Genomic DNA, 21,174 nt, shown 5'->3' on the forward strand with positions numbered 1-21,174 from the left:
AGTGGGAAAAAAGATATTCTAATATTCTTTTTGAGCGATATAAATCATATTCCGAGCCATTATACCATATTTGCCTGGCAATTTAAATTTAATATCATATAAATTATCCACAAGCTTTTCAAACCTCCATAGAGGTTTAACCAGAGAATCAAAAAATGGTATGAAAAAGTTATTGCCTATTATCTCAATGATTTTATAATTATGTAATTCAAACATTTTTTTCATTTTGGATACAGACATAAGAGAGATATGCTGCTCAAATTGATCTGGAAATAATCCATTCGGGGTTGTGACAACCATATACCCACCTGGTTTAAGCAACCTATCCCAGGCAATAAATGCCTCATTCGGAGAAGGGAGATGCTCAATAACTTCTCCAGCATATACAATATCCCATTTGCCAGTTAATGCTGGCTTTTGTGCATTATCCACAATAAATGTGATTGGATGCGTATTGGATATCGCCGGATCAATATCAAAGGCAGTGATTTCAGGACATTCTTCAGGTGAGAGAAATTCACGAAAAATACATGAACCACACCCAATATCCAATATTTTTGTATCCTTTTCTATCTGTAATTTATTTATAAAAATATCACGTAGAACATTAAGCCGAAAATTATGGTAGTTTTTTGCCCAGACCGAATATGTATCGCAGATAGTGCCAACTCCTTCCCACATTGTTTGTTTACATAAATATTAATATTGGTGATTTTTCAACATCAGACTTAAGTATATACACCATTTCACTTCTCCATGCTAACCTTACCTTTTTCCCATCTACCATCAAATAATAATTAATCAATGACAAAAACCGCATTCATCACCGGTATCACCGGGCAGGATGGTTCCTATCTCGCCGAATTACTCCTTTCAAAAGGCTACGAGGTCCACGGGCTTGTCCGCCGGGCCTCAACCTTCAACACCCACCGAATTGACCACATATACGTCGATGCCCATGATCCTGATGCACGAATTTTCTTCCATTATGGTGATCTCTCCGACTCTGAGATGATCTCACATGTCCTCTATAATATCAAACCAGATGAGATCTACCACCTCGGTGCACAAAGCCACGTCAGAGTCAGCTTTGAAACCCCTGAATATACCGGGAATGTAACCGCCCTTGGAACAACAAGGATTCTTGAAGCCATCAGGAGAAGTAACCCGGCTATCCGTTTCTACCAGGCATCATCCAGCGAGATGTTTGGACATATTGCTCCACCACAGAACGAAGAGAGTTGTTTCTGGCCCAGAAGTCCCTATGCTTGCGCCAAACTCTATGCATACTGGATGACCAGGAATTATCGGGACGGCTATAACATGTTCACCTGCAATGGCATCCTCTTTAACCACGAATCACCCCGAAGAGGTGAAATATTTGTCACCAGGAAGATTACCCGAGGTATTGCAGCAATCCTTGCCGGAAAAGAGAAATATCTTTACCTTGGAAACCTTGAGGCGAAACGTGACTGGGGATTCACTCCAGAATATGTAGAATGTATGTGGCAGATTCTCCAGCAGGATACTCCGGATGACTATGTCATCGGAACCGGTGAGACCCATACAGTACAGGAGTTTGTAGATGCAGCCTTTGCCTATGCAGGTCTGGACCCCGAGAAGCATGTAAAAATTGATCAGAAATATTTCAGACCGACAGAAGTTGAAGCACTCCTTGCTGACCCGTCACGAGCAGAGAAGAAACTCGGGTGGAAGGCAAAGATCAAATTCTCTGAACTGGTGAAGATCATGGTTGATGCAGATATGAAAGCAGCAGGATTATCACCGGTAGGAGAAGGGTATGAGATACTTGATAAGAAATTCCCAGGCAGATGGTGGGGCAGGGATTGATCCTCTTCTCTATTTATACAACCATTCTTACCAACACAATTTACAAATAAGCCCGTGATGAAAACAGGATTTATCAAAATTACAGAAAACTCATTAATAACTGCACCAGTAGCAACGAGGGTCGGTTCTGAATGATTTCGATTCATTTTTATTCATTGCCGTAAATACCAAGAAGTATATATTTATAGGAATTATGACAAACCACTTTAATAGACATAAAATTAACATAGGAAACATTTCCACCTATAACAAAATCTTCTTCAAAAAGAAGGAAAATGTTTTCGATTTCTTGAAAAAAATTGATTTTGCAGATTTATTTTTATACACAGGCACTACACTTTTAAATTTCTTTGCTCTTCTTTTCATTTTTACACAAATATTTTTTTACTGTAATATCACAGTTAATTATTTTACCATAATTATTTCATTTATCTGTTCATTCTTGGTACCATTCCTATCCATATTTTATCGATCTACTCATATTATTTCCAAAACTGAAAGAATAAAACTATCATTGCTTTATGCAGCAAAAATAATCAGTATTTGTGCAATATTAATTATTATTTCTATAATGCTTGGATCTGCCTTCATTGATGATGGATATGATTCGAATGCATATCATAAACCATACTCATTATTTTTCATTCATGGATGGAACCCGATAACTGGCTCAACACCAGACGTTTTTGGTGGAAAGATCATCGTCGGTGATCATAAAGGAAATACCTATCCAAAAGCAGTTGAGTTAATTGCGTCATACATTTATTTATGCACAAAATCATTAGAATCAGTTAAAGCAGTAAATTTTATAATTTTTTTTGCTAGCTTGACTATAACATATTCAGCTTTTTCTCTCTTTTTTTTGAAAAGAAAATATATTGCTTTAATTATTTCTATACTAGCAGTTTCAAATCCAATTTGGTTAATGCAATCCACACAATTTTACAATGATGGATTCGTTTCAGAACTCTTTTTAATATTAATCTCATTAATTTTGCTTTTCATCAAAGGAAATGCTCAAAAATACACACTATTATCTCTGCTACTCGGATTAACATTATTATTGAGTAGTAAGGGTTCAGCTCTTCTTTTTGTTCCAATTCTCATAACTCTTTTAGGCACACTCACGTATTTATATAAAAAAGAAAGTTTCAGATATTTTCCGGCAATATTATTAATTCTCGGATTTTTATTTTGTATTACTGCATATTCTCCATACATTTCGAATTATATCACTACAAAATCACCGCTAGGATCAGAGTTTTCGAAAACTACTCCAGAATCCTATACAAAAGAATATACAGGGTTTTCGAATGACAATTTACCTGGCTGGATGGTTCCAAGAGCATTATTTTTATTATCTCTGTTTTCTTCTCCCTCACAATCATATACAGGATTAAATAATCCATTTGAAGTCTCATTAGCTGATACCTTTAGCATGACCGGAGAAGATAAAATTAATGGTTTTGGTCCTCTGATAGGCCTTATCACCCTTATAACAGTAATCGGACTATTATTCATAATAAGGACAATCCAATCAGAGGATGAAAGAATATTACTGATTTCGATATTTTTTATCTTTTTATCAGTTATTCTTCATACTGCATGTTGGTGGGCAAGGATGGTACCTCAATTTTATTTAATACCTGTTTTTGTCCTCGCAATTACATTATTGAAAAAAAGTAGCGTAATAAAAGTCATATCTGCGTTATTGGTTATTCTTTTGCTCATAAATATGATCCTTATTAGTTATCATTCATATACGCGTGCTTCTTATATTACTGATCATTACGAAGATGCTTTTTCACACATAAAAAGCAATGCTGCATTACCAGTGGGTCTGAAAAATACTTTTCCAGATAATTCATTTAATCTTGTCAGTCCGGTTAGTGCAGTTTTACTTGATGAAAAAGGCATCCCATGGGAATTATGTGATCCGAAAAATGGATGTCCAGAGGGGGGTTACAGAAATTCTCTATTATTTTTTACAGACGTTTATTATTATCCAAAATCAAATTGAGTTTCAAATACTGATTTTATAATCATTTCAGAGGCTGATGCATAAATCAATTTTGGCAATACAGAGGGTGTTGCACAACTCAGATCCCCCCATAATTTTTTAACTAAGGTCAATCAAAAGTACTTTACCTTAGTACGTCCAACATATACTCAATGTATAATACGATAGGTCGGGATTTTGAACAACTTTACCTTCTCCCTGAGGATATTAGAGACTGGGGTCCGAGTGATGCTTTCTTTCATATACTAATTGATTTAATCTCAGTGCGACAAGAAGCAGTAAATCGGATTGCGAACCCGGTTTAAAATCGGGAACGCCACCCAATCCATTCTGGGCGTCCCTACCTGCACGTGCGTGTTTAGCAATAAACGGGTGCGAAGCTGCAGGAACAACGTGGTGATTCCCATAGTCTCTTTGGGATAAGCTGCCAGGGAAAGGTATCATGGACAAACAAACGTTGAACCGCTGCAGGATCGTTAATTATATCAGGAGGAAAGAGATTTGCCCCTGTCCCCACTGAGGGAGAATCACGGTATCAGTAGCTTGAATTATGCTGGTACGAATGGACGAAGCTGATTCCGGTCTATGGGCGGGTCCTAAAATACCACAATTATCCGATTTATTGAACTTGGAAAACCCAATACGCTCCTAAAAAAAAAAAAAAAAATTTTTTTAGGTAAGAACCTTGTGAGAGGAACCACATGCGTAGTGGGAGTAGGAGGCTGCAAAACGCGAATGCCCGGCTGTAATGGCTGTGGATAGGGGTTCAAACTTTGCCCTGACCTGAAAGGGTGCCGACGTGCAGCTGGTTTTTCACGGCGAACAGGATGGTTTCAATGAACGGGATAAGTTCAATTACGCATAAAAGCGAGGACATCTCGGACAGAAAACTTGCAAAACAATGGAAGAAATTTCCATTTGCTAAAGCAAGAGATTATGTAAAGCGACTTCAGACACGTATCGCAAAAGCAGTGAAGAACGGCCAATATCGACTTGCAAGACGACTCCAGTATCTGCTTACACATTCGTTTTATGCAAAAATGTTGGCAGTACAACGAGTAACCAAAAACAGAGGTAAAAGAAGTGCAGGAGTAGATGGGGAAAAATGGACCACCCCTGAACAGAAAATGAAAGCAGCATTAACGCTTTCGGACAAGGGCTATCGGGCAAAACCTCTCCGGAGAATCTACATCCCTAAACCGCAATCGAGTAAAATGCGACCTCTTTCGATTCCAACCATGTATGACCGTGCTATGCAAGCTTTGTATGCAATGGCTCTTATGCCTTGGGCTGAGACCACAGCAGACAAGACATCATTCGGATTCCGAATGAAGCGAAATGCACAGGATGCTGCTTCATACACTTTTCAGTGCTTAAGCAGAAAGACTTCAGGTCAATGGATATTAGAAGGTGATATCCGCGGGTGCTTCGATAATTTCGCACACCAATGGATGCTTGATAACATCCCTCTTGACCAAAGAATCCTTAACCAATTCCTGAAAGCCGGTTATATTTATGATGGAATACTCTACCGTAACAAGTCAGGTACGCCCCAAGGCGGCTTAATTTCCCCCTTATTGGCTAACATGGCTCTTGACGGCATGGAAAGAATGTTGAAAGAACACTTTCCCGGAAATAAGGTTCATCTCATACGGTTTGCAGATGATTTTCTCGTAACGGCAGACTCACAGGAAACGGCACTCCAGTGCAAGGAACTCATCACTGAATTTCTTCATGAACGAGGGCTTGAACTCTCTGAGGAAAAGACCAAAATCGTTCATATCAACGAGGGGTTCGATTTCCTGGGCTGGAATTTCAGAAAATTCAAAGGCAAATTCCTGATACAACCTTCGAAGAAAGCTATTGCCGCAATCATTGATAAAGTAAGGGTAATCATTAAGTCGGCGAAGGCCTGGAAACAGGAAGACCTTATCAAAGCCCTAAATCCCGTAATTAAGGGATGGGCAATGTATCACCGGACGGTTTCTGCAAGTATGACCTTTGGGAAACTTGACTGGGTTGTCCGAAATATGTTGTGGAGATGGGCAAAGCGCCGTCATAATAATAAAGGGAAGAGATGGATTGCCAGAAAATACTGGCACCCAACACTTACCAAAAAACAGGTCTTTAGAACCTCTACTCTTACTCTCGAAAACTTCTCCAACACCAAAATTCAATACCGGAAATTCATAAAACTGGATGCAAATCCGTTTATTGATACCGAGTATTTTGAACACAGAAAAGGAGTTTTCCTCTCAAAGCAAAGATCGATACGGATGTTCCTTCATTACGCCCATAAAAGCGGGTAGTGAAAAACTTGAGCGGATTGCGGTGAAAATCGCACGGTCCGTTCTTGGAAGGCTGGGTTAGGGTAACCTAACCTGGCTATTCGACATTCTCGACCTATCCCCATTATATAAGGAATACCGGGAAGACGGCCGGGGTGCGGCAATTTATCATCCAGAAATAATGACTGGTTTAATCATTTACTCATATTTCAATGGAGTTCGTTCAAGCCGTCAAATAGAGAATAAATGCAGATAAGATGTAGGATTTAGAATAGTAACCCGCAATTCTCTCCCAGACCATTCCACAATCTCGCGATTTATCAAGAAAAACAGTTCTTTTATTGGACAACTTTTCATTCCAGTATTGACTCTCCTTAATGAAGCAGGATTAATCAATAACGTCCTTCTCGCCTTGGATGGAACAAAACTAAAGGCGAATGCTTCACTTGGATCGAACATGCCATATGAAAAGATTGAGGGAGAAATTCAAAAATATCTAAAGGAAGTCCAAGAAAAAGATGATGTCGAGGATCGTCTTTATGGCCCGGATAAATCAGGTAACGAGGTTCCCGATGATTTTAAGACTCACTCAAAAAGGATAAAACGATTCATTCAAGCAAAAGAACGACTTGAGGCTGAACATAAGGAGAAATCCCAAAAAAAGGAAGAGAAGATTGCCCAAAGGGAGGAAGAGGAGAGAGAGTCTGGAAAAAGGAAACGAGGTAGAAAACCTAAAAAGCCTGCAAAAAACCCTGATGAGCAAAGTCTTGCAAACACTACAGATCCTGATAGTTCAATAATGAAAAGTGGGCCTGGTTGTATTCAAGGATATAATGGCCAGATAATTGTAAACCAGGATGGCTATATTCTGGTTCCGTTTTTAAGTAATTCACCCGTTGATTACAGATTACTTCAACCATGTTATGAAAGATTAGAGGAAATTGCTCAATTAACCGGCTTATCGCTTGAATATCTTAATTTACTTACTGATGCTGGTTATTGGAGCTATGAAAACTATCTGTATATGAAACAGCAGGATATTGGATTTCTCTGTTCTACATGCCATGAACCAGATATTTTCAGTATTAGAGGCCTCGAGAGAAGTTTACTTGAACTTGAACGAATTTCCGATCAACTTTTTGATGGCATTTGCAGTATTCCAACGTTAGCATCTATTGGTGATTGGTGTACGAGAAATCTCATTCAAGATGATAATATTCCAACACCCGCTTCTATTGCTAAAGGGATTATGGAAGTGACAATGACTCCGTATGGCGCCAAAAAGACATATTCACAACGAAAAACGATTGTTGAACCCGCATTTGGATGGATTAAAGAAAATCGCAATTTAAGAAAATTGCAGAGAAGGGGAATATCACATTGTCAGGATGAATGGAGTTTGATTTGTTTAACACAGAATCTTCGGAAGGTCTGTTCAAGAGGGGAGTTGAAGAAATTCAGAGAACTGATCCTGCAAAAGAAGCGGCATATTATCTGTAATAAGGGAGTGGGTATTAGAATACCTTATTCAATATTGTCCGATGCATTATCATCTTTGGGCAGAATGATCGGAGACAATTTTCTAAAGATGTTGATAAGAAAAAGTACTTACCAAAAATTTTCCAAATTTTAGTCATGCAACACCCTCTATAATGTCAGAATATCATATCATTATTCACAAAAAACGGGGATTAACCCTGTTTTTCTATCCACCATGAATACGTCTCACTAAGCCCCTCTATCAGTGAATACCCGGGCTTATACCCCATTCCATCAGATATCTTTGAAATATCTGCACACGAATGCCTGACTTCCCCATCACGGGCATCAAGATATCGAATCCCCACCTTTTTCCCTGAAACCTCCATAATTGTCCTGGCAAGGTGATTAATCGATACACTCGCACCAGTACCAACATTAAAGACACCAGATACACTCTTCTCCATTGAAAGGATTAAAGCCTGAACGACATCCAGAACATAGACAAAATCCCGGGTCTGTTCTCCATCTCCAAATATCGTAAACCCATCGTCCCGGGAGATGGCATCCATGAATTTGGATATTACCCCTGAATAGGGAGAAGAAGGATCCTGTTTCGGACCATATACATTAAAAAACCGTAAGCAAACCGAATGAACACCATATAAATCAGTATACACTGCAGCGTATAATTCAGAAAGACATTTTCCAACTGCGTATGGCGAAAGAGGAACCGAAGCAAATGTCTCTTTATGGGGCGGAAGATAGTCATTTCCATAGAGGGCGGCAGATGATGCAAGTACAATTTTAGGAACCCTGGCAAGTCTCGCAGCCTCGAATACTTCAAAAAGCCCATCAATATTTATCCGGTGATTTAATCGAGGATCATCAATTGAACGCTGGACTGACACCAGGGCAGCAAGATGGAATATCCCGTCAATGCCGTTACAAAGTGAAACAAGTCGGGAACCATTTAAAATTGTATCTTCAATAAACTCAACATGGTCATCTTCAAGAAGGTCGGAGATATTACACAATTTTCCAGAATCAAGTGAATCAAGAATGATGACCCGGTCACCCCTGGCTGCCAGTGCCTGACTGAGATGTGAACCGATAAAGCCTGCACCACCCGTGACAAGATATCGCTTACTCATACTTGTACCAATCCCACCATCCAGTATTAATTGTATTATTATTCAGATTAGAATACATGTAAGTCAGGCAGGCTAATAGTTCTGTGAAATTGCAGATTTTATTTTCTCCCCAAAGGATAAACATTAAGATATTTAAACTGCCCCTCTTATATACAATTATGGCTGAGTCTGCAGTATACAGCATCAGAATTGATCCCCGTATACGTTCTCTTATGGAAGAGATGAAAGACGAAGATATACAGGCAGATATTCGATCCCTGATAGAAATATATGTGAAAAGAAAAAGAAAAGAGCAACTTTTGCAAAAGGCAACAAAAATATGCAGCCAAATGAGTTCAGGACCCGGTGCAGTACCAATAATAAGAGAGGATCGGGATGGATAATTCATCTGCTTTCTTTGATAGGAGTTACGCAGTTAACTTTTATTATAGAAAGATCTATATATATTGACAACGCCTATAATATACGTGCCTATAACGAAGCAGCCTTCAGATGTAGATTATATCAATTACCTCATCGCAGCTCGATGCGACGTTTCTTGTGTAAAAGTCGCTGATTGTTATTCGACGTCTGAATTCTCGATATCACATGATACCTTCAATCGATTCCTAACAAGACAGTCTCTAACTCCTGAGACGTTGTGGGCTGAAGTTGAGGCATATGTTGACAGAAAAAAGGGCTGGTTGGTTCTGGATGACACTATTCTAGATAAAAAACATTCCAAAAAAATCGAATGTACATATTACCAGTGGAGTGGAAAAGAGCACAAAGTAATCAAAGGAATAGGATTGATTACCTTAATTTGGACAGATGGAATCACTTCATTTCCAATTGATTATCGAATTTATGATAAGGATGTTGATGATAAGACCAAAAATGATCATCTCCAAGAAATGGCCTTGACAGCTTTCAAAAGAGGATTTACTCCTGCCTTTGTCATGTTTGATAGTTGGTATTCAGGAAATGAAAATTTGAAGTTGATTAACCGTCTTGGATGGTTTTATTTCACACGAGTTAAGAAAAATCGTATGGTCAATCCCGATGCCCAAGGTAATGTTCAAGTGTCATCATTAAATATACCAGAGGAGGGATTAGAAGTTCATTTAAAGAAATATGGATTTATTCGTCTTTTTCACTCACTAAATCGTAAAGGTGTAAGTAGATATTGGGCAACCAATTTTTTGCCGATGAATAATGAAGATAGGCTGGTTTTACAATCTATTTGCTGGACAATCGAGAATTATCATAGGGCTATCAAAGAACTATGTGGTGTCGAAAAATGCCAAGCTAGAAAGGGAATTATCCAACGAAATCATATTAATTGCTCACTTCGGGCATATTTACGATTCGAAGTCAATAAATTTTTGAATGGTGTTACTCCGTACGATGCTCAATGGCAAATCATAAAAGTTGGAATTTCAGAATATATTCAGAACCCAAAATATGCGCTATAAATTTTTAGAGGTTGTTCTGCGTAACTCCTATTTGATTCATGTGTCCTAGCAGCAGCATTCTTTCAGGAGGATCTGACAAGAAAGGCACAAGAGATGCTCATGTTATACGATCCCATTACGGTGGATTTTGCCAGGATCGAAATAACAAATGTTGCCTGCAAACGGATACTTCATGGGAAAACAAACCCGGATATCATTCGCTCTGCACTCAATACATCTGTTGAATTTCTCAATGATGCATGTTTCCTGCTCAAAGCATCTGATATTATTGATGCAGCATATGAATGTGCAATAACTCACAAAATTACCGTATATGATGCATTATATCTCACCGCTGCTATGAAAGAAGAGAAAATTTTCATCACAGCAGATTATGCCTTGTATAAAGCAGCTCATGATGTTCATGAGATTGTTTTGCTCACCACATGAAGGATAAGGTGTAAAAAGGGAGTTTTAATCTCTCGGATAACGGTTCTTATCCCCTCTCCCAATTCCCTCATACACAAATCCCGCCCGGATGATCACATCAGGGTCAACAATATTCCTCCCATCAACCAAAACAGGAAAAGGTCTCATCATTCTCTTTACCCAGTCATAATCCAGTGCATAATACATCCGGTGAGCCGTCATAAGGACAAGAACATCTGCATCCTTCACCACCGGTTCAATATCAGATGACAGACTGAAACCAGGATACTCATGAACCCATGGATCATGAATCTCTGTGACTGCTCCATGTATCTGACAGATATTAACAAACTGTTCTGTCGGAGTATTTCGTGCATCATCAGTATTGGGAAGAAATGAAAATCCAAGTATAGCAATCCTGGAGCCGGAGACCTCTTTTCCAACACATGAAAGGCCTTGTCTAACCAGATGAAACGTATGACGGGGCATAAAGTCATTCACATGCCGGGCCAGGACAAACAGTGATTCATGACCCTGGGGATAATCAAGCGGAGTTCTACCAGCCACGTCCACCCCACGCTCCAGGTGATATGTATCTTTTGTCAGACAATGCCCACCAACACCCGCTCCCGGCCATAAAATTGCACGGGTGATCCCATCTCCTTTTAGAGAATCAATCCCGGTCCTGACATCATAGAAATTTACCCCCATCGCCTCGCAATATAATGCTAACTGATTTGCTGCTGCTATCTGGAGATCCCGGAAAGTATTCTCTGCAGTCTTGGTCACTTCTGCTGCGGTTGCAGTCATCGGTATGATCTGTCCTTTCGTGAGAACCGGTTGATATAACTCGATTGCCCGACGGGTAGAATCTTCATCAATTCCTCCAACGATCCGGTCATGCTCCTGAATATTCTGAATAAGCCTTCCTACCATGACACGTTCCGGAGCGTGCGCCAGAGCAAAATCCCTGCCGGCGAGAAGCCCTGACTCTTCCTCTAACACCTCCCTTGCCCAGCCACAGGTCGTTCCGGGAGTTATCGTCGATTCAAGGACAACAAGCGTGCCTCGGGTCAGATACCTCCCTGCTTGCCGCAAACCCTCCTCTAGAGCGGTAAGATCCGGTATCAGATCTTCAGGGCTTTTAAACGGAGTCTGAATCGCGATAGTTACTGCATCACATTCTTGAATACTGGTGAAGTCATCGGTGCAGTGAAATACTCCCTTATGCACAACATCTGCCAACAACTTATCCAGACCAGGCTCTTCGCCTTTCAAGGGATTTTTTCCTTCGTTCAGCATCCGGATTTTATACCCTGATGTGGGTGAATTTCGCTGAAATCCATAGGCCCTTCGAATACCGGGAACTGAAGCAAAGAGAGCGGCAGAAGGAATACCGACATATCCCATCCCGATAACACCGATTGTCCTGATTGGCCCTCTTTGATTTAAGGCAGCAGATAATTCAGTTGCCATGAGAAAGCCCCTGGATTATGTATTCACAGACTTCAAGATTCATAACCGCCTGTTCAGGAGTCACAGGAAATTCTTTCCCGGTCCGGACTGAATCCAGGAATGACAATAGTTCGTCACGAAGTGGCTCCTTCTTGGTCACCTGCACTTTTTCTACAATATTCTCCTGAACATACCGCTCATTTTCTACAGAATAAAGGCCGGGTTTGCGATAAATATAAACCTCCTGAGTCATGAAGTCCCCTTCAATGGTAATATCCTCCTGTTCAATGTGAATCATACGTATCTTCTTTGATGCTTTCCTGCTGGCAGAGAGATAGACAGGAGTATTGCCACACTGACATAACGCCATTGCTACATCCCTGGTTCCCCGTGAAAAGACCTCAAGGGGATCCTGGAACAAGGAGTGAAGAATTATGTCAATATCATGGATCATAAGATCTTCAACTACTGAACTGGCAGTGATCCTGGATGATGTCGGATTATGCCTTTTCAGTTCTACATACAGAGGGCTTGAGATGATTCTTGAGATTTCTTTCACAATAGGATTAAAGCGTTCAATATGCCCGACTCCGACTATGGTCCCTTTTGGTATCTTATTTATAAGCTCATGACCCTCCGTTGAAGTAAGGCATATCGGTTTTTCAATAAGCGTGTTCATTCCGGTTGTGATTATCTTCTGTGCTGATTGATAATGAAGAGGAGTGGGAACACAGAGACTGACAGCATCTACATTTTTTAGGAGTTCCTGGATAGAACCAGCCACTTCTGCGTTGTTCTGCTCTGCAACTATCCGGGCCTGATCCTGGTTTACATCATATACGAAAAGAGACTGTACTGGCTTTAACTCAGAATATATCCGTACATGATTCCGGCCCATCATCCCGGTCCCGATAACCCCGACATCCATTATTCACATCCATTGACTGCCTGAGTTATTGAATCTCTTTGTTCCAGCGTCAGTCCCGGATACACCGGAAGACTAAGTATCTCTCGGGATATCTTTTCAGATACCGGGCATCCACATGGTTGAATCTTCCCTTCATATACTGGTTGTTTATGAATAGGTATCGGGTAATGAATGGCTGCTCCGATACCTTTCCTGTTCAGATCGGAAACAAGCTCATCACGAGTAATGTCAGCCTGATCGGTAACCCGGATGGCATACTGATGATATACATGGGTTGAATCCTGTCTGACGAAAGGAGGTATGATGCCGCGACGGACAATCTTTTTTGTGAAGAAATCTGCATTCTCCTGCCTGGACTGATTCATTTCCGGAAGTTTTCGAAGCTGAACACGCCCGATTGCGGCAGCAATGTCAGTAAGTCTGAAGTTATATCCTAGCTCTGTATGCAGATATTTCTCTTTCTGACCATGATTTATGAGCAGTCGTATCCGGTTAATAAATTCGGGATTGGTACTGGTTACCATACCGCCTTCTCCACAGGTCATATTCTTGGTCGGGTAAAACGAAAAACAGCCACAGGTCCCATAACTTCCCACGGCCCTGCCCTTATACTGTGCGCCATGTGCCTGTGCACAATCCTCGATGAAATGGAGTGCGTGATCGGTACAGATGTCAGATAGTGCACGAATATCACATGGCTGGCCAAAAAGATGGACGCCAATTATGGCTTTTGTTTGTGGAGAGATCAGTTCAAGGACCTTTTCTGGATCAATACAATATGTTTTTTCCTCAATGTCTGCAAGAACCGGAGAGGCACCACACATACTGACGGATGTTGCAGATGCGATGAAGGTAAAGGAAGGAACAATGACCTCATCACCTGGCCCTATACCAAGTGCTGCCATCGCCATATGAAGTGCCGTTGTCCCGTTGCTTGTGGCAACTGCATGAGGGGTCCCACAAAAATCTGCAAATTCTTTCTCGAAATGAATGACTTCCTGTCCGGATGCGAGCATACCAGAAAAAATCACCCTGGCTGCTGCATCTGCTTCTTCCTGACCAACAAAGGGACGGGCTACAGGGATCATTTCTGAATCGCTCCCTCAGGAAGTGGTTTGATCCGAGCAGGTGAACCAATCGCAAGCGAGAATGGGGGAACATCTTTGGTTACAACCGACGCTGCTGCAATAAGGGCCCCCTCTCCGATGGTTACACCCGGTAGTATCGTAGCATTTGCACCTATTGAAGCATGATCACGAACGATTGGACCGAATAGGTTCTTTCCCCCATGAGGGGGATATTTATCATTTGTCAGAACTGCGTTCGGCCCTATAAAAACATAATTCCCAAGTTCTGAATTGGTCGGTACATACACCATACTCTGAAGATTGACATGGTTCCCAATGGTGCAGTTTCCTTCTATGATTACTCCGGTTCCAAGAGAGACATGATTCCCCAGTACCGTTTTTTCCCGGACGAGGACGTTATGACCGGTTGAGAAATTGGATCCGGTCCGGACATCAGCATACAGAATGGTGCCGGATCGAATGATGGCATTATCTCCGATTATAACACCAGGATGATTCTTCTTTCCAATATAATCCCGGGAAGGAAAACCGAGCGTAACCGGATCAAAGATTTGTACATTTTTTCCAAGCTGATTATTGCCATATTCGAACACGATATTCACATAATTATACAATTGGAGAATGAATAAAACGAGCACTTCTGTTTAAAATGTATCGTTTCACTGAGTTTCCCAGACAATATTGTCATATATATCTCCTCTGATCCTCCATAAATAAACCAGATAATGCTATATAATATCTCGTTCAATTCTCTCATCACCCAAAGCGCTCATATCAATAGCACAAAAAAATTTCGAAGTACAATTAGGTAATTAAAAAAGTTATTTTTTGTAATATTGATCATCATAAAAATGCAGAAGCATATAAAATTAATTCAATTAATTAATGAAAACTTTACAGAGAATATAAAGTTTCTCCGAGAATCAAACCGTTAGATTTTTATTTACATCTTCAGACATATCATCAGTCCCGTAAAGGGGACGTGTACGAGTGATTACAGTCTATCAGTAACAGATTTCCTTCCAGTATACAGTGACAAAATCGTACAGGTTTTAAGGAACATCGGAGGAACCATATGGCAAAATTTTCCGACACAATCGATCTCTATGACGATCAGGGCAAGCTGCTGAAAAGCGGTGTTGCCTTGGATAAAGTTAGCCCGCTGACAAACGCCGGCATCAAGAAGATGATCAGCCTTACCAAGAGAACTGTTGCAGTTAACCTTGGTGGAGCAGAGGCATTTCTGAAGACCGGAAAGGCCGGAAAGAACCAGATTCCCGGACGTGAACTCAACCTTGACCTTGTTGCCAATGCTGGTGCAATCAAGGAAAAGATGTTCAAGATGCTCCAGGTCACCGAGGGCGATGACACCGAGATCAAGGAATTCGGTGGCGGTAAGCTCCTGCTTTGTACCGTCCCAACTGCACGTATTGAAGCAGCAGCAACCTACGATGCAGCAATGACCGCTGTTTCAGCAGCAGCAACCTATGCAGTTATTGACCAGTTCAATGTTGACATGTTCAACGGTTCAACTGTCAAGGCAGCATTCTGGGGTACCTACCCACAGACCATGGATCCGTCTGGCTCAGCTTGTGCATCCATTCTGTCCATTCCACAGAACAACGAAGGTCTTGGATACGCTCTCCGGAACATCCAGGCAAACCACTGTGTCATGATCACCAACAAGAATGCAATGCAGGGTGCAGCACTCTCCGCAACCTTTGAACAGGCAGGAGAGTTCGAGATGGGAGCCGCAATCGGACCATTCGAGCGTGCACAGCTCCTTCTCTACGCCTACCAGGGCCTGAACGCGAACAACCTGGTCTACGACCTCGTGAAGAAGAATGGTGCAACCGGAACTATCGGTACTGTTGTCCAGTCACTTGTCGAGAGAGCAATCGAAGACAAGGTCATCACCCCAGGAAAGAAGGGACCATCCGGATACATATTCTACGAGACCAAGGACCCAATGCTCTGGAACGCCTACACTGCAGCCGGAACTATGGCAGCAACCATGGTAAACTGTGGTGCTGGCCGATTTGCCCAGGCAGTATCCTCAACCCTGCTCTACTTCAACGACCTCATTGAGCACGAGACCGGACTTCCGGGTTGTGACTATGGTCGTGTAATGGGTGTAGCAGTCGGATTCTCATTCTTCAGCCACTCAATCTATGGTGGTGGAGGTCCGGGTATTTTCAACGGTAACCACGTCGTTACCCGTCACGCAGCCGGTGTTGGTCTCCCCTGTATCGTCGCTGCCTGTGCTCTTGATGCAGGAACCCAGATGTTCAGCCCAGAGAGCACCTCAAAGGTCTACCAGGATACCTTTGGTAAGATCCCAGAGTTTGCCCAGCCGATTCAGCACATCGCCCAGGGAGCATAATCCCCAAGGTTTCGCACAATGGCTGATGCTGAATTCCCGCAATGCAGGATCGTCACCGAGCGCCTCTTAAAACCTGAAACTGTTGAGAAAATCCTCAATAAACTGGCGGTCATACCCGGGATCCGAAGGATCGTCATTAACGGCCCGAGTATACCCCAGAAAGTCCCCTATGGCCCTGCACGGGGCCTGGATAACCCCCATTCCGGAAAAGCAACAATCCGGGTCGGGGTAACGGATGTTGACCTCAGGGTGCAGGTAGGAACATTCCTTCTCGAACTTGAAACACGGGATATCGTCTCGCAGGTAGAGGAAGCCTGTAAGGAAGTCTTCACGAATTTTTCATACTCGGTCAAGGAAGGAAAATTCATGAGGTCGACCCCGACCCAGGTGGACTATGCGAAGTACGGCCCGAATGCAAACGAAATCATGTTAGGTCTGGTCGATCCCAAGAATAAAACCGGACCGACACTCATCCAGGGACATAAATAATGCCAATCGGACGGGTAACACAGGTTGTAGACTGCCGCGAAAGTGCGGGTATGGGAAAAGGAGGGGCCCTTGCCCAAAGGGGGACGATCTCCGAATGCCGATATCCTGACGTCATCATCATAGGGATGTCCCCCGGTCGCCGGCATGTCACAAAGCCGGTCTGTGATATCACGTCTGCCCTGCGGGCACAGGGGGTTGAATATAGTATCAGCACCATGATTCTCAACGCGGGCTCCGGGATTCCCCCTGATGCCCCAAAGAGTGCCGGTCATGTGCTGGGAGCATATTTCGGCCTGAATGAGAAGGAAATAATCCAGGTTAACCGCCATAAAGTTGCGGTTCTGCACCATGGAAATGTCAGATCACATATCGTCCATAAGGTCAGGTCTATCTTAAAGGACTGTGATATTCCGGCGGTTGTAGTCTGTCAGGCCCCTGTTGATTACGAGGATTTTGCAAAGGAAGGGGTGAAAACGGCGTTTGTGATGCCTACTGAAGAGAATGTCCGGACAAAAGGGACAGTTATGGCGATTGTCAGTGGTGTCACGAGGGGTCAGACCCCGTCACGTGAGAAGATCAGCGAAGTCATTCACGAAGTCATGAAACTTATGAAAACTTCAGATTTGGAGAGATAAAGATATGGCATATACTCCACAGTATGGTCCGGGCCAGTCTATTGTAGCCGAGAACCGGCGCAAGCAGATGAACCCAAATGTAAAGCTCGAAAAAATCCGTAATGTTACCGATGAAGACATCGTTCTCATCCTTGGTCACCGGGCACCAGGTCAGGCATACCCGACTGCACACCCGCCACTCGCAGAACAGGGTGAGCCGGACTGTCCAATCAGAAAGATTGTTACCCCGACTGACGGAGCAAAGGCTGGAGACCGTGTCCGGTACATCCAGTTCGCTGACTCCATGTTCAATGCACCATCTCAGCCATACCAGAGAACCTACACCGAATGTTACCGCTACCGTGGTATCGACCCGGGAACTCTGTCCGGCCGTCAGATCGTCGAGTGCCGTGAGCGTGACCTTGAAAAAATCTCTGCAGACCTGATTAACACCAACCTCTTCGACCCGGCCCGTGTCGGTATTCGTGGTGCAACCGTGCATGGTCACTCCCTCCGTCTTGCAGAAGACGGTATGATGTTTGATATGCTGCAGCGGTGTATCCTCGAGGGCGGGACTGTCAAGTACGTAAAGGACCAGATTGGTACTCCACTCGACAAGAAGGTCGATGTTGGTAAGCCAATGGACGATGCCTGGCTGAAGGCAAACACTACGATGTTCCACTCACTCGTTGGTACCCCTTACCGGAGCGACGCCGAGTACATCGAATATATCCAGCGTATTCACTCCCTGAGAACAAAGTACGGTTTCATGCCGGTGGAGTAAGGAGGTACTAAATATGGCAAAAATTGAGAGAGCACAGAAACTTTTCCTCAAAGCACTGAAGACCAAATTCGAGGGAGACGTCGCAGATACCAAGACCGGTTTTTACAACTTTGGTGGTCTGAACCAGTCCCCAAGAAAGAAAGAGTTCATGGAGGCATCCAAGAAGGTAGAACTTCGCCGTGGAATCTCCATGTACGACCCGAACCGCTGCCACCTCGGTGGTCTGCCAATGGGTCAGCGTCAGCTCATGACCTACGAAGTTTCCGGAACCGGAACCTTTGTAGAGGGTGACGACCTGCACTTTGTCAACAACCCGGCAATGCAGCAGATGTGGGATGATATCCGTCGTACCATCATCGTCAACATGGACCTTGCACACCAGACCCTGCAGAAGCGTCTTGGCAAGGAAATCACCCCGGAGACCATCAACGAGTACCTTCACATCCTTAACCACGCAATGCCTGGTGGAGCAGTTGTTCAGGAACACATGGTTGAGACCCACCCAAGTGTTGTCGATGACTGTTATGTAAAGGTCTTTACCGGAGACTCCGAACTTGCAGACCAGATTGAGAAGCAGTTCGTTCTCGATGTCAACAAGCTCTTCCCGGCAAAGCAGGCAGAGCAGCTGAATGAAGCTGTCGGCAAGTCACTCTGGCAGGCAATTCACATCCCGACCATCGTATCCCGTACATGTGATGGTGGAACTACCTCCCGGTGGTCAGCCATGCAGATCGGTATGTCCTTCATTACCGCATACCGCATGTGTGCCGGAGAAGCAGCAGTCGCTGACCTGTCCTTTGCAGCAAAGCACGCTGGTGTTATCCAGATGGCAAGTCACCTCCCGGCCCGTCGTGCCCGTGGTCCAAATGAACCAGGAGGTATCATGTTCGGACACTTTGCTGACATGATCCAGGCAAACCGGAAGTACCCGAATGACCCAGCAAAGGCATCACTTGAGGTTGTCGGTGCAGGTTGTATGCTCTTCGACCAGATCTGGCTCGGTTCCTACATGTCTGGTGGTGTCGGATTTACCCAGTATGCAACCGCAGCATACACCGACAACATCCTCGATGAGTTCACCTACTATGGTATGGACTACATCAAGGACAAGTACAAAGTCGACTGGAAGAACCCAAGCCCGAAAGACAAGGTCAAGCCAACCCAGGAGATCGTCAACGACATTGCCGGAGAGGTCACCCTCAATGCAATGGAGCAGTACGAACAGTTCCCAACCATGATGGAAGACCACTTTGGTGGTTCCCAGCGTGCAGGAGTTATCGCAGCAGCATCCGGTCTGTCTGTCGGTGTCGCAACAGCAAACTCCAACGCAGGTCTGAACGGATGGTACCTCTCCATGCTCATGCACAAGGAAGGCTGGTCACGTCTCGGATTCTTCGGATACGACCTGCAGGACCAGTGTGGTTCCACCAACTCACTCTCTGTCAGACCTGACGAGGGTTGTATCGGTGAATACCGTGGTCCAAACTACCCGAACTACGCAATGAACGTGGGTCACCAGGGAGAATACGCAGCAATTGTTGCATCTTCCCACTACACCAGAAACGATGGTTTCTGTCTGTCCCCACTGATCAAGATCACCTTCGCAGACCCATCCCTGCCGTTCGACTTTGCCGAGCCACGGAAGGAGTTCGCAAAGGGTGCAATCCGCGAGTTCGTAGCCTGCGGAGAGCGTACACTCCTCATGCCAGCCCGTTAATCGGGGAAAACACTTTTTCTTTTTTTTCTCTGCCGTGCGTTAAAAAAGGTATAAGAGTAGAGACCTTCAGGTCTGTATCAGGGAATATTGTTCATCCATACTCGTTTTACTGATGGAATACGATCAAAATGGGTATCTTCCGTGATTATCGTGTTAATACCCTGATGTGACATACAGGCTGCGTGTATCGCATCTCTTGGTTTCATTGCGTATTGGGTCATAATAGAGTGTGCTAATTTCAGAATTTCAGGGCTGACATCAATATAATGTACATTTGGTAGTGAGAGAAAATATTCTGAACATTCAAGAGCGATCTCACGGTTGATCTTTTTCATCAGCACGTAGACAATTTCATCCCAGGTTAGAGTGGAGGTACATGCAATGAATTCACCCTCCATTATATGAGAGAGGGTACTTCTACACCAACGACCTTCCGGAGTATCACTTGCTACTGCATAAATAAAAAAATTTGAGTCAATATAGTTCATATTGTTTTAAATCTCTCGAGAATCATCTGTTCATGGATCTCATCCGAATCAATATGAGTAATATAATTGTTTTTAGAAAGTTGCTTAAATCTTTCTAATATTTCTTCTTTATCTGGAGAAATTACAATTTTTCCAGATTCAATGGTAATGATTACTTTTTGCCCAGGCTTGAAATTAGTGTTGGCAAATATTGTTTGAGGGATGGTTAGATCACCATTTTCCCTGATGATTACTTCCATATAAGGTAAATTTGTTTTTCTGATATTTGAGACATTGGAACATACCCATAACCAAACTAAAATCCGCGGCCTTCTAAAGGCCGGTCCATCTCTGCGCAGATATACGCTTTTTTAGTACCCAAAACACCTTGATGGAATAATATCGATAATTACCGTACAAGCAGTTTAACTCAAATAATCGCTCCTTGGTGCGACCGAATTAAGAGATTATAATCTGGATTTTATCTTTATTCACTTTAGTCTTGGAAAAAATGTGCGTTTACATCGAATAAAGAAACAAGAAAATTTATACATGTATCTTACGAAATTAAATTAAGACTTGTAAAACAAGAAAG

Annotated in this window: 18 protein-coding genes and 2 pseudogenes; 12 read left to right on the plus strand and 8 right to left on the minus strand. The window is 42.9% G+C overall.

Annotated features, from left to right (window positions below):
- Positions 1-18: 18 nt before the first annotated feature.
- Complete coding sequence (locus MHUN_RS11060) at positions 19-681, minus strand: class I SAM-dependent methyltransferase (protein ID WP_011449097.1); 663 nt, start codon at positions 679-681, stop codon at positions 19-21.
- 123 nt (positions 682-804) lie between these two features.
- Here MHUN_RS11060 and gmd point away from each other — a divergent pair, with 123 nt between their 5' ends.
- The 4 genes and pseudogenes from gmd to MHUN_RS11080 all read left to right on the plus strand — a co-directional run.
- Positions 805-1,851 carry a GDP-mannose 4,6-dehydratase gene (gene gmd / locus MHUN_RS11065; protein WP_011449098.1) on the plus strand — a complete coding sequence of 349 codons (1,047 nt, stop codon included), beginning with the start codon at positions 805-807 and terminating at the stop codon, positions 1,849-1,851.
- Positions 1,852-2,044: 193 nt separating this feature from the next.
- Entirely contained in the window at positions 2,045-3,871 is a 1,827-nt protein-coding gene (locus MHUN_RS11070) for a hypothetical protein (RefSeq protein WP_011449099.1), read from the plus strand.
- Positions 3,872-4,707: 836 nt separating this feature from the next.
- Positions 4,708-6,180 (plus strand): group II intron reverse transcriptase/maturase, encoded by a 1,473-nt coding sequence (ltrA, locus tag MHUN_RS11075; protein WP_011448231.1) that lies wholly within the window; start codon positions 4,708-4,710, stop codon positions 6,178-6,180.
- 76 nt (positions 6,181-6,256) lie between these two features.
- Positions 6,257-7,792: pseudogene (locus tag MHUN_RS11080) on the plus strand (IS1182-like element ISMhu1 family transposase); the annotation flags it as partial.
- 58 nt (positions 7,793-7,850) lie between these two features.
- Here the strand turns inward: MHUN_RS11080 and MHUN_RS11085 are convergent.
- Positions 7,851-8,792, minus strand: a complete 942-nt coding sequence (locus MHUN_RS11085; RefSeq protein WP_011449100.1) for a GDP-mannose 4,6-dehydratase — start codon at positions 8,790-8,792, stop codon at positions 7,851-7,853.
- 221 nt (positions 8,793-9,013) lie between these two features.
- Between MHUN_RS11085 and MHUN_RS19235 the strand changes: the two genes are divergently transcribed.
- The 3 genes and pseudogenes from MHUN_RS19235 to MHUN_RS11100 all read left to right on the plus strand — a co-directional run.
- A complete protein-coding gene (locus tag MHUN_RS19235; RefSeq protein ID WP_204222965.1) occupies positions 9,014-9,175 on the plus strand; it encodes a hypothetical protein in 162 nt (53 codons plus the stop codon).
- An 84-nt stretch (positions 9,176-9,259) separates the two neighbouring features.
- A complete protein-coding gene (locus tag MHUN_RS11095; RefSeq protein WP_011449102.1) occupies positions 9,260-10,246 on the plus strand; it encodes an IS701 family transposase in 987 nt (328 codons plus the stop codon).
- Positions 10,247-10,285: 39 nt separating this feature from the next.
- Positions 10,286-10,675: pseudogene (locus MHUN_RS11100) on the plus strand (type II toxin-antitoxin system VapC family toxin); the annotation flags it as partial.
- Positions 10,676-10,699: 24 nt separating this feature from the next.
- On the opposite strand, the gene MHUN_RS11105 reads toward MHUN_RS11100, so the two are convergent.
- The 4 genes from MHUN_RS11105 to MHUN_RS11120 are packed head-to-tail and all read right to left on the minus strand — an operon-like array spanning position 10,700 to position 14,718.
- Positions 10,700-12,130: a nucleotide sugar dehydrogenase gene (locus tag MHUN_RS11105; protein WP_011449104.1), complete on the minus strand. Its 1,431-nt coding sequence runs from the start codon at positions 12,128-12,130 to the stop codon at positions 10,700-10,702.
- A complete protein-coding gene (locus tag MHUN_RS11110; protein ID WP_011449105.1) occupies positions 12,120-13,037 on the minus strand; it encodes a Gfo/Idh/MocA family protein in 918 nt (305 codons plus the stop codon). The genes MHUN_RS11105 and MHUN_RS11110 overlap by 11 nt, the downstream gene beginning before the upstream one ends.
- Positions 13,037-14,125, minus strand: coding sequence for a DegT/DnrJ/EryC1/StrS family aminotransferase (locus MHUN_RS11115; protein WP_011449106.1), 1,089 nt, complete (start codon positions 14,123-14,125; stop codon positions 13,037-13,039). The genes MHUN_RS11110 and MHUN_RS11115 overlap by 1 nt, the downstream gene beginning before the upstream one ends.
- Positions 14,122-14,718 carry an acyltransferase gene (locus MHUN_RS11120; protein WP_011449107.1) on the minus strand — a complete coding sequence of 199 codons (597 nt, stop codon included), beginning with the start codon at positions 14,716-14,718 and terminating at the stop codon, positions 14,122-14,124. Before MHUN_RS11120 ends, MHUN_RS11115 begins: the two co-directional genes overlap by 4 nt.
- A gap of 482 nt (positions 14,719-15,200) precedes the next feature.
- Here MHUN_RS11120 and mcrB point away from each other — a divergent pair, with 482 nt between their 5' ends.
- From mcrB to mcrA, 5 genes are read left to right on the plus strand one after another with little or no spacing between them, the layout of a single operon-like run.
- Entirely contained in the window at positions 15,201-16,508 is a 1,308-nt protein-coding gene (gene mcrB, locus MHUN_RS11125) for a coenzyme-B sulfoethylthiotransferase subunit beta (RefSeq protein ID WP_011449108.1), read from the plus strand.
- Between the two features lie 18 nt (positions 16,509-16,526).
- Positions 16,527-16,997, plus strand: coding sequence for a methyl-coenzyme M reductase operon protein D (gene mcrD / locus MHUN_RS11130; RefSeq protein ID WP_011449109.1), 471 nt, complete (start codon positions 16,527-16,529; stop codon positions 16,995-16,997).
- Positions 16,997-17,632, plus strand: coding sequence for a methyl-coenzyme M reductase I operon protein C (gene mcrC, locus MHUN_RS11135; protein ID WP_011449110.1), 636 nt, complete (start codon positions 16,997-16,999; stop codon positions 17,630-17,632). The genes mcrD and mcrC overlap by 1 nt, the downstream gene beginning before the upstream one ends.
- A gap of 4 nt (positions 17,633-17,636) precedes the next feature.
- On the plus strand, positions 17,637-18,395 hold the full coding sequence (gene mcrG, locus MHUN_RS11140) for a coenzyme-B sulfoethylthiotransferase subunit gamma (protein WP_011449111.1): 759 nt from the start codon (positions 17,637-17,639) through the stop codon (positions 18,393-18,395).
- A gap of 13 nt (positions 18,396-18,408) precedes the next feature.
- On the plus strand, positions 18,409-20,112 hold the full coding sequence (gene mcrA, locus MHUN_RS11145) for a coenzyme-B sulfoethylthiotransferase subunit alpha (RefSeq protein WP_011449112.1): 1,704 nt from the start codon (positions 18,409-18,411) through the stop codon (positions 20,110-20,112).
- 77 nt (positions 20,113-20,189) lie between these two features.
- Here the strand turns inward: mcrA and MHUN_RS17685 are convergent, their stop codons facing one another.
- The gene (locus MHUN_RS17685; protein ID WP_011449113.1) at positions 20,190-20,600 is read right to left on the minus strand and encodes a type II toxin-antitoxin system VapC family toxin; all 411 of its coding nucleotides are present in this window, start codon (positions 20,598-20,600) and stop codon (positions 20,190-20,192) included.
- Complete coding sequence (locus MHUN_RS11155) at positions 20,597-20,839, minus strand: AbrB/MazE/SpoVT family DNA-binding domain-containing protein (RefSeq protein ID WP_011449114.1); 243 nt, start codon at positions 20,837-20,839, stop codon at positions 20,597-20,599. The genes MHUN_RS17685 and MHUN_RS11155 overlap by 4 nt, the downstream gene beginning before the upstream one ends.
- Between the last annotated feature and the right edge of the window lie 335 nt (positions 20,840-21,174).

Origin of the sequence: Methanospirillum hungatei JF-1, from assembly GCF_000013445.1 — an archaeon.
Lineage (GTDB): Archaea > Halobacteriota > Methanomicrobia > Methanomicrobiales > Methanospirillaceae > Methanospirillum > Methanospirillum hungatei.